The sequence below is a fragment of the Paenibacillus tyrphae genome (assembly GCF_027925525.1).
Lineage (GTDB): Bacteria > Bacillota > Bacilli > Paenibacillales > NBRC-103111 > Paenibacillus_G > Paenibacillus_G tyrfis_B.
This window is the reverse complement of record NZ_BSDJ01000016.1, coordinates 119641-133270: the sequence shown is the minus strand read 5'-3', so window position 1 is coordinate 133270 and position 13630 is coordinate 119641. Positions and strand designations below refer to the sequence as shown.

Here is a 13630-nt window from a genome sequence, read left to right as displayed (position 1 = left end):
ATGTAAAGTTGAAATCTTCTTTTTCCATTCCGCATCATACGACGGGCGATCGCGACCTTACTATTGCGGATTGGTCGTCCAAATCCCGGCGTTTTTAATAAAAACGCGTGCCGGCAGCTTCAATGTGGCAAGCACAAGATCCGCCACGTCCCCCGGCTGCATCATGCGGTCTTCGTCGCCGATTTTGAGGCCGGCGTTCGTTGCGAGCTCAGTATTGACCGTACTTGGCGTGAGTGCCGTTACGCGAATGTTAGATTTGCGGACCTCCTGCATCAGCGCTTCCGTAAAACCCAGCACCGCGTGCTTGGACGCACAATAAGCGGAGCCGGTCGCGAAGCCCCGCTCTCCAGCCGTGGACGAGATATTGATGATGCTGCCGCTCGCTTGCGCCAGCAGCGTCGGCAGCGCGGCACGAGTGACATAGTAGGTACCCATCAGGTTCGTTTGAATGATGCTCTCCCATAACTCGGGTTCCATATCGGCGACAGTGCCGAACTGTGCGATCCCTGCATTATTGATCAAGATGTCAAGCGAACCGAGGCTGCCGATAAGTGAGCCGACGGCTTGCTCGGCCTCTCCTCTTTTGGCGATGTCTGCGGCTGCGGTGTATACTTTCACGCTATATGTACTTTCAAGCTCCGCGCGAAGCGATTCCAGATCGGACGAGGTTCTGGCCGTCAAACCGAGGTTTACTCCTTCTTTGGCAAGCTCTACGGCGATCGCTCTGCCGATCCCTTTTCCCGCTCCGGTAATAATCGCTGTTCTATTTTTCAAATCCATGCTGATCTCTCCTCATTGATATAATGGCTGCATACTTCGTCATGATCCCCAGTTTTTCCTTTAAGCATGCAGAGTGACTATTATGTTATATTGTATCATTAAAATCAAGTATTCGCCTTTTTCATCTTCAGTGAGACGAAGACGTGCTTACGTAGCCTCTTGCTGTTTTACTGGATAATTTAACATTTTAACTACGAACTTTTTATGATAGATGCCCATACATTAAATCATCGGATGCCAACATAAACGGAGGATAACACTGTTATGTGCTTTCACTGTAGTTTCGGCGGTTTTGGGCACGGAGGTTTTGGAATCCCTTTTGAATTGGAGGGCCATGGAAATTATCGCTTATTACGCCAACCTTTAACATATTACCCGATTACCCTTCAGCAACCATCCATTCCTTACGTTAGAACATCTCACCACAGTTACTCGGAGAAGCAGACGGTACCTCAATTTTACAATGGTTATCATCAAAATGCTGTAGCCACACAAACCGCACCGGTTCCAGCACAAAGAATGAAGGTGGATCGAAACAATACCGCTTTAGTGATCACAGATCCGCAAAATGACTTTTTAAGTCCAAAAGGTGCAGCATGGAATTTAGTTAAAGACAGCGTGGCTGAAAATCATACGATTGAAAACATTGAATTATTATTGAAAACAGCCAAGGAAAATAAATTTAAAGTGTTTGTGTCGCCCCACTGGTATTATCCCTATGACCAAAAATGGAGATTTGGGGGAGTATTAGAACATTTGATGCACGATCTCAAGATGTATCAACGAAAAAGTCCATTATCGCTTGAAGGCTTTACAGGTTCTGGTGCCGACTTCTTGGATAGGTATAAGCCCTATATTGAAGATGGTCAAACCGTCATCTGCAGTCCGCATAAAGTTTTCGGACCCGAAGCCAACGACTTGGTTTTGCAACTGCGAAAACAGTGTATTTCCCGCGTCATTCTTGCAGGAATGTCCGGGAACCTGTGCGTTGAATCTCATATGCGCGAACTCATTGAACGAGGATTTGAGGTGGCCGTGGTTCACGATGCCACAGCTTCCGCAAAAATGAACGGCTTGGATGGGGATAAAGCCGCAAAAACAAATTTTCGAATGATCGCTAGCGCTTCATGGTCTACCAATGAGGCTATAAATAAAATGAGATCTGTTCATAAAATAAGCCTGTACCGTTAAGGTTGCCGCCTGCCGGTCATGGCCGCTCCGCCATGCAGCGGCCGCCTCCAGCGGCATTTGACGTTCTCTGCTATTCTATACTTTTTAGTGATTCAATCATATGGATTTGGGTTACTTTTCTCCTCAGCAGCAAGTTTGCCAGAATCGTAAGCATGAATGAAAGAATAATAGATACCATAATCGTAAAAATATTTAATTGATCCGGGATTTGTTGATGGGCGCTGGAGAGCGCCTTCACAATAATGGTGTACATATAGCCGCTAATCGGTAAAGCTACAATTACCGCAACTGTGGTTAGGATGATGTTTTCAAAAAATATGAGTCTGTTTATTTTATATTTTGGATAGCCTAGTACCTTAAGTGTAGCAAGCTCACGATTCCTTTCATAAATGTTTATGGAAGATATCGTATAAATGGCGCCAAAGGAGAGGATGACGGCACAAATGATAAACATGATAAACACAAAGCTGTTTTGCTTCACAATATATTGAGCGGATTTCTTAAGATCAGTCTTATCTGTAATTTTATCTACGTGAGGATCTTGCTCAAAGAAGTTACGAACGCTTACAAGATCTGTAGAGCTATTGGCTTCAACTAAGAGCGAGGATGGATTATAGTCTAGGTCAAAGTTCTTTAAGTAGGCCGGCGTGCTATAAAACGACGGATTCGAATACTGGGTAGATATATTTAAAACCTTCATCTCGATCATCTTATTTTTAAACTCCGGTGCTGTGAACTTGATCTGGATGAGATCCCCTTCCCCAATATGATATTTGTCGGCGTATGATTTGGGCACCAAAACGCCGTTATTCTCCAAAAACAGTTTATTGTTATTTTCGTCAAAAAAATGAATGAGATTGTTTTCTTTTTCAGTAACCGTTAAAGTGGCCTTTTCTTTTTTATCATCCTTTATGAATTCAACAGGAAAGGCGGATAAATGAAATTTTTGTTTAATACCGGAGGGGAATTTTGACACCTCGGAAGATGCTCCTATCGCATAATCCACTCTTAAATCATAAGCATACACCTCTTCTATCTGGTCAGCTACTTTTAGCAAGGCCGTGTGCGTACCGAAGGCAGTTATCAATAAAACCGTACTTGCCACAACACCGACCGAGCTCACTAAAGCTTTTTGTTTATTCAGCAGTATATTTCTCAAAATGAGTTTGTAACTGTAGGAAATACGACTCCAAACACCCGGAATTCTTTCGATGAGAAGCATTTTCATCTTCTTTGGCGGTTTCGGACGCATAGCTTGAGCCGCACGCTCTTTTAACACGGTTCTGCCGCTTAAGTAACACGAAAGGAGTCCAAAGGCACTAGAGAATAAAATGGGAGGAAGGATCGCATACAAACCAAGGGCGAATTTTATTCCTGGCAGAGCGTAAGCCCTGGAACTCGACACAGTTACTAAAGGAATAAATACCATAGCGGCTATAAAGCAACCTAGAATTGAGCCTATCATCGATACCAGCAAAGGGTATCCCATGTAATGAAGCATGATTGTTCTGTTTTTTACACCCAGAGCCTTCATAATACCTACTTGATTTCTTTGAGAATCAATCATCCTCGACATGGTAAGGAATAGAATAATAGCTCCGATCAAAAAGAGAACCAAAGGGATAACCTTGCTCATCAAGTTATTATTATGTATCGTTTGAGTTAGCTTCGAATAGCTGAAAGTCCTTTCTTTACTTACTTGGTTTAAATAGGAAAGTGGTTTGGATTGAGCTTCAATGGATTTGCCTAATTGGTCAAGATCGTAACCTTCTTTGGCATCAACCAGGACTTCATTATAGAAAAAGCCGTCTGCCATTTCAGGGATCGCCTCTTCGGCCATATAAGCTACTCCGAAAGTTTTATGATCTTGGATTTCGTTCTTTTTGGCATATTCAACATTTTCGCACAAACCGCTGATCGTAAAGCTGTAGTCTTTATTATTTGAAGTTATGTTGATTTTATCGCCAACGTTGTACTGATGTTCTTTAGCATAATGGGAATCTAACATGATCTCATCTTTTTTTGACGCGATCCTGCCCTCCACCATAGCAGGCGTATTGATTTCATTGTTCGCCGGGATCGAATGAATTTTTATCGAAGCTTTATACCCTTCGAACGCTTGCGTGGCGTCCAACGTATAACGTCCTTCTATTTTATTGATCCCTTCCATTTCGCTTAAAGCAGCCACGTCCTCTTTGGAAATTTGGCTGTAATACACATTCAAATCGCTTAAATTATGTTCTTTAAAGTATGCCTTCGTATAAGCGCTAAGGGTATCACTATACGTGGTCAGCCCCGCATAGAAAAAAGCTCCTACCGCAATAACCGAAACAATGGCTATGAATTGCCCTATAGATTGTCTAATGTCCCTTACTAATTTTAATGATAATAATTTCATCATTACCACTCAATTCCTTCCACACTTTGTTTCACCTCATTGATCGTAATACTTTCGATCCTTCCGCTTTTTACTTTAATAATTTTATCGGCCATCGGAGCAATTGCGGAATTATGTGTGACCAATACAACGCACTTTTTCGTTTCCCTGTTTAAATCTTGAAGAAGTTTTAAGACGGATTTACCCGTAACATAATCCAAAGCTCCTGTTGGTTCGTCACAGAGTAAAAGTAAAGGATTTTTGGCGACAGCTCTAGCGATTGCCACTCGTTGTTGTTCTCCTCCGGAGAGCTGGGAAGGGAAGTTTTTAATTCGATCCTTTAATCCGACTCGATGTAAAATCTCTTGAGCATCCAGATGGTTTTTACATACTTCAGCGGCAAATTCAACATTTTCCAGTGCGTTTAAATTCGGAATCAAATTGTAGAATTGAAAGACAAAACCAACCTTCTCACCGCGATATTGTGTTAAATTCTTTTCGTTGAATCTTGTTATTTCTTGATCGCCGACAAACACTTGGCCTGAGGTGGCCGTATCCATACCGCCAAGGATGTTCAAAATCGTACTTTTACCGGCGCCGCTTGCTCCCAAAATAACGACGAATTCCCCCTCTGAAATGGAAAAATCAACACCATCAAGTGCCTTGATTGGCACTTCTCCGATTTTGTATTGTTTCGTTACTTTTTTGAATTCGATTAACTTTTTCACTTCTTACATCTCCTCGAATAACAATTTTGAAACTTCGTCCGTTCCCCTTTGCCAAGTTTTTCTTCACCTAGCATACTAGTATGTTACTCATGTAGCACACTATAATTCATGTTCAAATTATTGTCAATCACCGATCATACGTTCGAAATCGCCCACATCGCCCCCCTCCACTCGATCGAACGATCGGTTATTGACAATTGTTTTCATATAAATTATGGTATGCTGGATGGATAACATACCGATATACTGAAGGTGGGGCAATGAACATCACTTTCGACGATAAACAACCGATTTTTCAACAGGTAGCCAACATCATTGAGGACGATATTCTGAACGGTACTTTCCGCGTGGACGAGCAAATTCTTTCTGTGGCTCAGTTTTCTCAGCTGTTTCAAATTAATCCGGCGACCGTAGTGAAGGGGATCGGCCTGCTCGTCAATGAAGGGATTCTGTACAAAAAAAGAGGCCTTGGCATGTATGTCGCGACGGATGCGAAACAGAAGATTCAGATGAAGCGAAAAGATCGTTTCTACAAGGAACTGTTGTCCAATCTGCTGAATGAAGCCGATAAGCTCGGGCTGACAACCGAAGAGATCATGGACATGATCAAACAGTTGAGAAAGGAATGAACGAACCGTGAGCATAGCATTGACTTGCGGCAATTTAAATAAAAAATACGGTCGAACTGACGCATTGCGGAATCTGGATCTGCAGCTGGAGGAAAACGTCATTTACGGCTTGCTCGGGCGAAACGGCGCCGGCAAAACGACGCTGCTTAACATGATCGCAGGCGGAATCTTCCCGGACTACGGCACCATCGAGGTAAGAGGAAAAAAGCTGGGCAAAGGAGAACTTCCGAAGGATTTCTGTTACGTACGCGAGAAAAACAAACATTTCGGAGGAGCGCGGGTTATCGAGGTTTTGCAGTTTGCTGCGAATTTTCATCCAAATTGGGATTGGACGTTCGCTCATGAGCTGCTCGAGACGTTTCGGCTCGATCCGCGCAAAAAAATCAGACAGCTGTCAAGAGGCACGGAATCGCTCGTAGGAAACATCATCGGTCTGGCCAGCCGGGCGTCGCTGACGTTATACGACGAGCCGGTGCTCGGACTCGATGTCTTGATGCGGGAACGGTTTTACAAGGCACTTCTGGAGGATTATGCCAATCACCCTCGCACGATTTTACTGTCTACGCATTTGATTGACGAAATCGCCACCGTCGCAGAGAGAGTTTACATCATTGAAGCCGGCTCCCTCCTGCTTCATGATGAGATGGATCGGATACATATGGCAGCTCATCTGGTCCGGGGAAATTCGGAAGCGGTGGCTTCGTTTACAGCGGGTAAGCGAGTACTACATACGGAAGCCTACGGCCGAGGCACACTTGCCGCTATTTACGAAATGTTGGACGACGGGGACATGCTACAGGCGCGCGAGATGGACATTTCGATTGAACATCTGACACTTCAAAAGTTTTTCTCGTATTTGATCGAAGGAGGTCACTAAGTTGGGCGCATGGGCCGTTCATTTAAAGGCAACCTATTTGCAAACGAGGATTTACATCTGGTGCGTCATTATTCTTATCCTGCTTGGAAGGCTGGCGGATTTCATTGTTAGCCTCTTTACGGACAGCAGCCACAATACCCGCCTTTCGGACGGCAACATGCTGATTCTCATTTTGCTCCTTATCGCGATCGTGCTGCCGCTCAGTTATTACAAACGCATCGTACATTTGGGCGCAAGCCGAGAGCAATATTTTAAAGCGCTTCAATTCGTCTTTGCCGTCTGGGCAGCGGCCATCGCTTTGTTCAATTCTTTATGGTTTGTGCTAGAAGTGAATGTAATCCGGAATTACACGAACACCGTTGATCTGATTGAAGCGTTTCATTGGGTTGACTTTGGCTTGGCGGGTTCTTTTCTTTATCAGACCGCCTTTTATTTGATGGTGATGGCGCTACTAAGCATGCTGATCTCCGGTTACTACCACCCGGTCGGTTGGCTGTTGTGGGCGCTGCTCCTTGCAGCGATCCCGATCGGAACTGCGATTCCTTCGCTGCGCGTTCATGTCGTCTTATTTTTCAAAGCGCTGCTATTCAACGCCTCGCTGCCGGCGGGCGTCGGATTTAACCTTATGCTTTATTTCGTTTTCGTGGCCGGCGGCTGGCTTTTTACCAGGGGAAGAACGCACTAAATGAACTCGTTTATTTATCCAGACATAAAAGAAAATGCATAAACATTCACCAATATACACATGGGAATGTTTATGCATTATATTGAATGTTTAAATCCGCAGGAGGCTGAGCCACCTTAGGAGGGGAACAAGATATCCGCTGCGCAGTTCTTCCACAACGGAGATCGCATCTTCCGGATCATCCGTAATGATCCCGTCAACCCCCATGCCGAGAAATCGTTCCATATTATCCCTATCGTTCACCGTCCATACATAGATCGGTTTGTTATGCAGCTTGGCCGAAGCGACGATCGATTCGTTGACCATATATTCTTCCATCACGACAAAATCGGCGTGGATCTGTCCTATATCGGGGACTCCGGCGAACATGATGAAGCCGACCTGAAGCGACGGCTCCGCGGCTTTGATCTCTTGCACGATTTCATAATCCAGCGATTGCACGACACAATGCGTCTGGAAATCATTTTCGCGAATGGTCTTAATGAACGTATTTACTAAATTACGTTCTTTTCCGTGCGTTTTTACTTCAATATTCAGCTTGATTTTTCCGCGAGCGGCGTTCATTACTTCCGCAAGACTGCTGATTTGGCTTGTGAAATTCCCTTGTTTGACTTCCAGCTTCCGTAGTTCAGCCATCGTCAGATCGTACACTTCCGCGTCGCGGCCTGTCAGTCTTTTCAGATTGGTGTCGTGAATGACGGCGAGCTCCCCATCCTTCGTTTCCAATATGTCGATTTCCGCATAATCCGCATGGGCGTCTATAGCACCTTGAATCGCATCGATCGTATTCTCGGGGCCTTTCGAAATATAGCCGCGATGGGCCATCACCGTCGCTTTTTTATCGTTTGGCCGGATATCGCTCAGGGCCGGAACCAGCACGAGTGCCGTTGCGAAGGCGATGATCAGTCCGAGTACAATCAGCTTTCGTTTATGCTTGTGAAGCAGACCGTAGCTTTGGGAGGAGCGGTTTTCAATGGCGCTCCAGTCGGGCATTTGCAGGACGGCATGATCCGGGTCTGCTTTGGCTATGTAAATTCTGGTGAGCGTTGTAATGTAAAGCGGCGTTACAAACAAGGTAGCAAGGTACAAAGAAATGATGGCGCTCTTCGATACGACGAACCACGCAATTTCAGCAAAAGCTGTCTCTTGAGGCAGCACGATATAAATGAGAATCACCGCGGCCAGAATCAAGACAACGACGACTGCAAACAAAAGAGAAATGCACAGCAGCGCCACGAACATTCGGATATAGCTTTTTTTCAGGATAGCTGCGCTTTTTTTGGCGGCTTGCCGGAAGCTGCTTGTTCCCTCAATGACGATCACATGAAGCAGGAAGATCCACCGGATATTGAAAAAGGTCATGACGGCGAACAGCCCTATATAGAGCAGCGTACCCCAGCCCGTTTTCAACAGCTCTCCGGAAATAAAATTCGGAATTTGCAGGGTAGGCAACAGGGTGGAGCCGCCGCCCGAACTCAGCAAAGGGATGACCAGCAGTAAGTAAAAGGCCCAGCCGACAAAGCCGTATTTGAAAAGCGACGGAAGATAGGCCACTGATTGCAGAAATGCCGGGATAAGCCCGATTCTTTGTTTCTTTTGCCCGTAGTACGAAATGATCACCAGAACCGAAAATTCCAAAAATATCAATACCGTAGCGGCCGGGACCAAAATAAGCATGCATAGTAAACCGTAGCGGCTCATAACGAAATTCAGCAGCTCATAATTCGTCGCACCGACATATCCGCCCAAGCGGAGAAGCCTGTGGAAGATGAAAGAAATCGCCGGAATAAATATGAATAGCGTGAGTGCCTTATACAACAGCTCGAAAATGAAAACTTGCCTGTAAGTAAAAGCCAGTGTATTGAAAATATCGGCAATCAGCTTATGTATGGGGGTCTCCTTGGCATTGCTCATGTTCTGTACCTGCTTTCAATGGGAAATAAAGGAAGCGAACCGATTCGAGCTGTACTAAGCCGATATCGCAATCGGCAGGCTTGGGACTCGGAGTTATATCTGCAAAAAAAAGTATCAGCCCGTCACCTGCAGTTCCATTATAGAACTTGTAGATGCACAGGCCAAGACATTTACATTCATGTAGTCAGGCCATGTCAGTTGGGGGAGACGTCAGAAGCCCGAACCAATGATCCACCGTCTCCGCCGATTTAATCGCTGCGGTACGTCGCCGAGACGACACGCGCTGTGGTCGGGCGCGTTCACGGTGGACGTGCAGGTCTACCGCGCCCAGTGGTCGCTGCTTCCAATTTTGTTTTATTTCCTGCTCAGTAAACATTCTTCCCATGTCCATACCTCGCTCTTCTTCGATAGTTTGATTAAAACACAAAATGACCCACAAGAGGGTCACTTTTTTCAAAGTATCCATCTTGCGGGTCACAGTTCAGAGGAAGAGGTTGTACCCCATTTCTTCTCGTTTAATCATGTCATTTCAGATTTTGCGGTGCCTACCCTTTCCTATAGCACGGCGTTTCCCCGAAGCAGCCGCTCCTGCAGCAGCTTCACGTCCAGCTCGCGGGCAGGCATGCCAATCGCGCAGGCTAGCGCCGCCGCCGTACCGGCCGCCTCCCCGGTGGCCATGCAGCTCGGGGTCAGGCGCGTCGTCGCCAGCGCTTCATGCGTCGTCGAGATGCACCGACCGGCCGCGAGCAGGTTGTCCAGTCCCTGCGCGATCAAGCTGCGGTACGGGATGTCATATGCGCCGCTGCCCTTAATAAAAGCGGACGTTACGCCCTTCCCCGACGGATCGTGGAGATCGATCGGATAGCCGCTGCGGGCGATCGCGTCATCGAAACGCCGCCCTTCGAGCACGTCTTCGATCGACAAGCGGTACAGCCCATCGATACGTCGCGTCTCGCGGATGCCGATCTGCGCGCCGACCGACGAGATAGAAGCTTTGGCGAAACCGGGAATGCTCTTTTGCAAAAATTCGGCCATCATAAGCACCTGCTTGCGGCCAATCGCTTCCGCCAGCGTCAAGTCCTCGACGCTTGTGCCGTCCAGTCCCTGTACCCGAGTGCAATTCACCAGCACTTCGTCCTCAGCCGGGCCGGTGAAGAACAGCACCTGGTCGCGGTTAATCGGGACTTGGCCCGCTTTCCATTCGGCGTAGAAACCGGATACGCCGGTAAGCGGAAGGCGGTCGAGCTCGGCAAACGGCGTTTTGTGGTAAAAGTTATCCGGATTGTCGATCATCGCCTGCCGGACTGCTTCCAGATCGACGCCACGCATACGGAATTTCATCGTCATCGGCTGTGTGCGCTGATCTTCCTCCCTGCCTTTCAGGGTCGGCGCTCCAGCCAAGTGTGCGACGTCGGCATCGCCCGACGTGTCAACGAACATGCGTCCGCGCACGTCGATCCGGCCCGATTTGCCGGCCAGCGATACGGAACGGATCTTGCCGCCTTCCACTTGAACCTCGTCCGCAAAGCTGTGGGCTAGCAGCTTCACACCTGCTTCCTGAAGCATATCCACCGCGAGCACTTTGAAAATTTCCGGATGATACGGCGTTACCGAATAGACGAATCCGACCGTGTCGCGCAGATGTCCCGGAGATCCGCCCCGCTCCATCAGCCGGTCGACGATTTCCTGCGCCAGCCCCTTGATCACTTGCTCGCCCTGCTCTGTATGAAACGTCATCCACGGGTAGACCGAGGCTGCTGTAGACATGCCGCCCAAAAATCCGTACCGTTCGATCAGCACGGTACTCGCGCCCTGACGCCCCGCGGCAATGGCAGCGGCGATCCCGGCCGGGCCTCCGCCAACGACAACGACATCCGCTTCAAGCGTATGCTTCATTTTTCGTCCCTCTCCTTCAGCTTTTCTGTACCGAACGCCGCTTTATTCTTTTAGTCCCGTCATCGCAACGCCTTCAATGAACTGCTTCTGCGCGAAAAAGAACACAACAAGCAGCGGCAGCGTCGCCATCACCGAAGCGCTCATCAGATGATGCCACGCGGTCCCGGCCTCGTCGGTGAATAAGGACAAGGCGAGCGGCAGCGTCATCAGCATCCGGTCGTTGATGAAAATCAGCGGATCGAAAAAATCGTTCCAGCATGTCAAAAAGGTAAAAATGACCAAAGTGGCAATTGCCGGCCTCGCGAGCGGCAGCATAATGCTGGCATAAATCCGCAGGCGCGAGCAGCCGTCGATCATTGCCGCTTCTTCCAGCTCCTTCGGAATGCCGAGGAAAAATTGCCGCATAATGAAGACGCCGAACACCCCGCCCGCCCCGAAGATCGGCAGCACGATCAGCGGCAAATGCGTGTTCAGGAACCCGATTTCCCGCATGAACAAAAACATCGGAATCGCCGTCACTTCGTTCGGAATCATCATCGTGCTGAGCAGCAGCAGAAACACGAGATTGCGTCCCCGGAACGGAATGCGGGCGAAGGAATAGCCGGCCAGCGAGGCAAAAAAAGCCGTGCCAGCCGTCACGACGACGGCAATATAAGCGCTGTTCCAATAAAACAGATGAAACGGAATCGTGCGCAGCACTTCCGCATAGTTCGCCCAGCGCACCGGCGAAGGAATAAATTCCGGTGGGAAGACGAAGACTTTGGCCGGTTCCTTCAGCGAAGTCGAGACCATCCACAGGAACGGGACGATCATGACGGCCGATATGACGGTCAACAAGACGTAGTGGAGCGTCAGGCCAAGACGGCCGCCGGTCTTTGCGGATAAGGAGTCAGCTCTCATGAATAACCCACCTTTTTCTCATCTGCCATTGGATCATCGTCAGAATCAGAATTATGACGAACAGCACATAAGCCAGGGCGGACGCGTAACCGAACTCAAACAGCTTGAACGCTTTTTCCCAAATGTAATAGACGAGCACCTTGGTGCTGCCCGCCGGTCCGCCCTGCGTCATGACGTAAATTTGGCCGAATACTTTAAGCGACCCGATGATCGTCATCATGACCGTAAGAAAAATCGTCGGGGTAATCATCGGAACCGTGACCCGGAAGAACGTTGCCGTTTTACTCGCGCCGTCGATTCTGGCCGCCTCATAGAGCTGGACGGGCACCTGCTGCAAGGCAGCGATAAACAGCACCATATTGAGCCCCACATTTTTGAGCACGCTGGTTACGATGACCGCAGGCATGGCCAGTTTCGTATTATAGAGCCATGCCGGACCTTGGATGCCGATCAGCTGCAGCAGTTGGTTGATAAAGCCCGAATCGGTGGCGAACATGTATTTCCATACGATGGACCATACGACAAGCGAAGTCATGACCGGAATGAAAATGACGGTCCGGTACATGCCCATTCCCGGCAGGCTCTTGGACAGCGGCACCGCCAGCAGCAGCGCCAATATAATGTTAAGCGGAACCAGACCGGCCGCAAAATAAACGGTATTGCCGAGTACCTTCCAAAATTCGCTATCCGTCAGAATCGTGCGGTAATTGTCCAAGCCCGTAAAGGTGGCCTCGCCGAGCAGCGGCCAATCCGTCAAGCTCATATAAAATGCAGTAACGAGCGGAATGAGAAGCAAAGTGACGAAACCGAGCACCATCGGCGCCACGAACAGCCACCCGGTTAAGTTGGCTCCCCGGGCCAGCGGACTGGCGGAACGGGCGACTTGAAGCCTGGGCATTGCTGCCATATCCATTCCCCCTCTTCTAGAAGTATGTAACGTTCGTTACCGCTCGATCGCCTCGCGGAAGCCCGCGACGGCCCGGCGAACCTCATCCGCCTGATTGCCGGTAACGACCGCGCCGATGAGCAGTGCCTTCACGCCGCAATCCACAAGCGACGGAACGTCCTCCGGCACGATTTTTCGTTGGGACGGCACAATGACCGGAAGTCCCGAATGCTGCACGAGCCAGCGGTATTTCAACAGGTCGGCGAAGCTGAGCGGAGACCCGTACTCCTCACCCGGAATGATCGATGCTTCCAGCGCATCGATCCGAAACGGTCCAGCCGCTTCGATCAGCCGCAGATCGAACTCGCTGTTGATGGCGAACGTGCGCGCCAACTTGGGAAAGCGCAGCAGGAAGGTCGGCATGTGAAAAGCGTAGATGGAGAAAAAATCGAACCCGATGTCCGGCAAGGCTTCAATTTCTTCCGGGCGAATATCCTGAAGCGAGCCTCCCGGAACAATGCCCAGCGGCCCGTCGAACATGCCGCGGATGCGCTCGAACGTCTCCCGGTAAGCGGCGAGCGGTCCGAAGTTGTTGCCGCTGGCCCGATGGCTGACATTCATATGCACCTTGACGCCGTCGGCGCCTTCTTCGATCGCCGCTTTGGCAAGCTCCTCATCGTTCGACGGCAGGCTGACAAACAACTGCAGCTTGTCGCGTTTCCATGCATTTTGCAGACGATTCATCGTTGTCGCTCCTCTTCTTGGTT

General features: G+C 48.8%; 13 protein-coding genes. 4 read left to right on the top strand and 9 right to left on the bottom strand.

Features of this window, described 5'->3' with window-relative positions:
- Nucleotides 1-60: 60 nt before the first annotated feature.
- Complete coding sequence (locus tag QMG93_RS20160; RefSeq protein WP_281939551.1) at nucleotides 61-780, bottom strand: 3-ketoacyl-ACP reductase; 720 nt, start codon at nucleotides 778-780, stop codon at nucleotides 61-63.
- 264 nt (nucleotides 781-1044) lie between these two features.
- On the opposite strand from QMG93_RS20160, the gene QMG93_RS20155 reads away from it, so the two are divergent.
- Nucleotides 1045-1971, top strand: a complete 927-nt coding sequence (locus QMG93_RS20155; RefSeq protein WP_281939549.1) for a cysteine hydrolase — start codon at nucleotides 1045-1047, stop codon at nucleotides 1969-1971.
- Between the two features lie 70 nt (nucleotides 1972-2041).
- On the opposite strand, the gene QMG93_RS20150 is transcribed toward QMG93_RS20155, so the two are convergent.
- Together QMG93_RS20150 and QMG93_RS20145 are read right to left on the bottom strand one after the other, a co-directional pair.
- On the bottom strand, nucleotides 2042-4369 hold the full coding sequence (locus tag QMG93_RS20150) for an ABC transporter permease (protein ID WP_281939587.1): 2328 nt from the start codon (nucleotides 4367-4369) through the stop codon (nucleotides 2042-2044).
- Between the two features lie 2 nt (nucleotides 4370-4371).
- On the bottom strand, nucleotides 4372-5076 hold the full coding sequence (locus QMG93_RS20145) for an ABC transporter ATP-binding protein (RefSeq protein WP_281939547.1): 705 nt from the start codon (nucleotides 5074-5076) through the stop codon (nucleotides 4372-4374).
- A 260-nt stretch (nucleotides 5077-5336) separates the two neighbouring features.
- Between QMG93_RS20145 and QMG93_RS20140 the strand changes: the two genes are divergently transcribed.
- The 3 genes from QMG93_RS20140 to QMG93_RS20130 are packed head-to-tail and all read left to right on the top strand — an operon-like array spanning nucleotide 5337 to nucleotide 7267.
- Nucleotides 5337-5705, top strand: coding sequence for a GntR family transcriptional regulator (locus tag QMG93_RS20140; protein WP_281939545.1), 369 nt, complete (start codon nucleotides 5337-5339; stop codon nucleotides 5703-5705).
- Between the two features lie 7 nt (nucleotides 5706-5712).
- Nucleotides 5713-6582: an ATP-binding cassette domain-containing protein gene (locus QMG93_RS20135; RefSeq protein ID WP_281939543.1), complete on the top strand. Its 870-nt coding sequence runs from the start codon at nucleotides 5713-5715 to the stop codon at nucleotides 6580-6582.
- 1 nt (nucleotide 6583) lies between these two features.
- Nucleotides 6584-7267, top strand: coding sequence for a hypothetical protein (locus tag QMG93_RS20130; protein ID WP_281939541.1), 684 nt, complete (start codon nucleotides 6584-6586; stop codon nucleotides 7265-7267).
- Between the two features lie 90 nt (nucleotides 7268-7357).
- Here the strand turns inward: QMG93_RS20130 and QMG93_RS20125 are convergent, their stop codons facing one another.
- The 6 genes from QMG93_RS20125 to QMG93_RS20100 all read right to left on the bottom strand — a co-directional run bounded on the left by QMG93_RS20125 (nucleotide 7358) and on the right by QMG93_RS20100 (nucleotide 13607).
- Nucleotides 7358-9181, bottom strand: coding sequence for a glycerophosphodiester phosphodiesterase (locus tag QMG93_RS20125; RefSeq protein ID WP_281939539.1), 1824 nt, complete (start codon nucleotides 9179-9181; stop codon nucleotides 7358-7360).
- A 184-nt stretch (nucleotides 9182-9365) separates the two neighbouring features.
- Entirely contained in the window at nucleotides 9366-9647 is a 282-nt protein-coding gene (locus QMG93_RS20120) for a hypothetical protein (protein WP_281939537.1), read from the bottom strand.
- An 89-nt stretch (nucleotides 9648-9736) separates the two neighbouring features.
- Complete coding sequence (locus QMG93_RS20115) at nucleotides 9737-11077, bottom strand: FAD-dependent oxidoreductase (protein ID WP_281939535.1); 1341 nt, start codon at nucleotides 11075-11077, stop codon at nucleotides 9737-9739.
- Between the two features lie 42 nt (nucleotides 11078-11119).
- On the bottom strand, nucleotides 11120-11977 hold the full coding sequence (locus QMG93_RS20110) for a carbohydrate ABC transporter permease (RefSeq protein WP_281939533.1): 858 nt from the start codon (nucleotides 11975-11977) through the stop codon (nucleotides 11120-11122).
- Entirely contained in the window at nucleotides 11967-12884 is a 918-nt protein-coding gene (locus QMG93_RS20105) for a carbohydrate ABC transporter permease (protein WP_108530725.1), read from the bottom strand. Before QMG93_RS20105 ends, QMG93_RS20110 begins: the two co-directional genes overlap by 11 nt.
- A gap of 36 nt (nucleotides 12885-12920) precedes the next feature.
- On the bottom strand, nucleotides 12921-13607 hold the full coding sequence (locus QMG93_RS20100; protein ID WP_281939530.1) for a hypothetical protein: 687 nt from the start codon (nucleotides 13605-13607) through the stop codon (nucleotides 12921-12923).
- Nucleotides 13608-13630 lie beyond the last annotated feature (23 nt).

Bases quoted from the DNA above. Each gene is read 5' to 3' on its own strand.
- QMG93_RS20160 (WP_281939551.1), bottom strand. From the start codon at position 780: ATGGATTTGAAAAATAGAACAGCGATTATTACCGGAGCGGGAAAAGGG.
- QMG93_RS20155 (WP_281939549.1), top strand. From the start codon at position 1,045: ATGTGCTTTCACTGTAGTTTCGGCGGTTTTGGGCACGGAGGTTTTGGA.
- QMG93_RS20150 (WP_281939587.1), bottom strand. From the start codon at position 4,369: ATGAAATTATTATCATTAAAATTAGTAAGGGACATTAGACAATCTATA.
- QMG93_RS20140 (WP_281939545.1), top strand. From the start codon at position 5,337: ATGAACATCACTTTCGACGATAAACAACCGATTTTTCAACAGGTAGCC.
- QMG93_RS20125 (WP_281939539.1), bottom strand. From the start codon at position 9,181: ATGAGCAATGCCAAGGAGACCCCCATACATAAGCTGATTGCCGATATT.
- QMG93_RS20120 (WP_281939537.1), bottom strand. From the start codon at position 9,647: ATGGATACTTTGAAAAAAGTGACCCTCTTGTGGGTCATTTTGTGTTTT.
- QMG93_RS20115 (WP_281939535.1), bottom strand. From the start codon at position 11,077: ATGAAGCATACGCTTGAAGCGGATGTCGTTGTCGTTGGCGGAGGCCCG.
- QMG93_RS20110 (WP_281939533.1), bottom strand. From the start codon at position 11,977: ATGAGAGCTGACTCCTTATCCGCAAAGACCGGCGGCCGTCTTGGCCTG.
- QMG93_RS20105 (WP_108530725.1), bottom strand. From the start codon at position 12,884: ATGGCAGCAATGCCCAGGCTTCAAGTCGCCCGTTCCGCCAGTCCGCTG.
- QMG93_RS20100 (WP_281939530.1), bottom strand. From the start codon at position 13,607: ATGAATCGTCTGCAAAATGCATGGAAACGCGACAAGCTGCAGTTGTTT.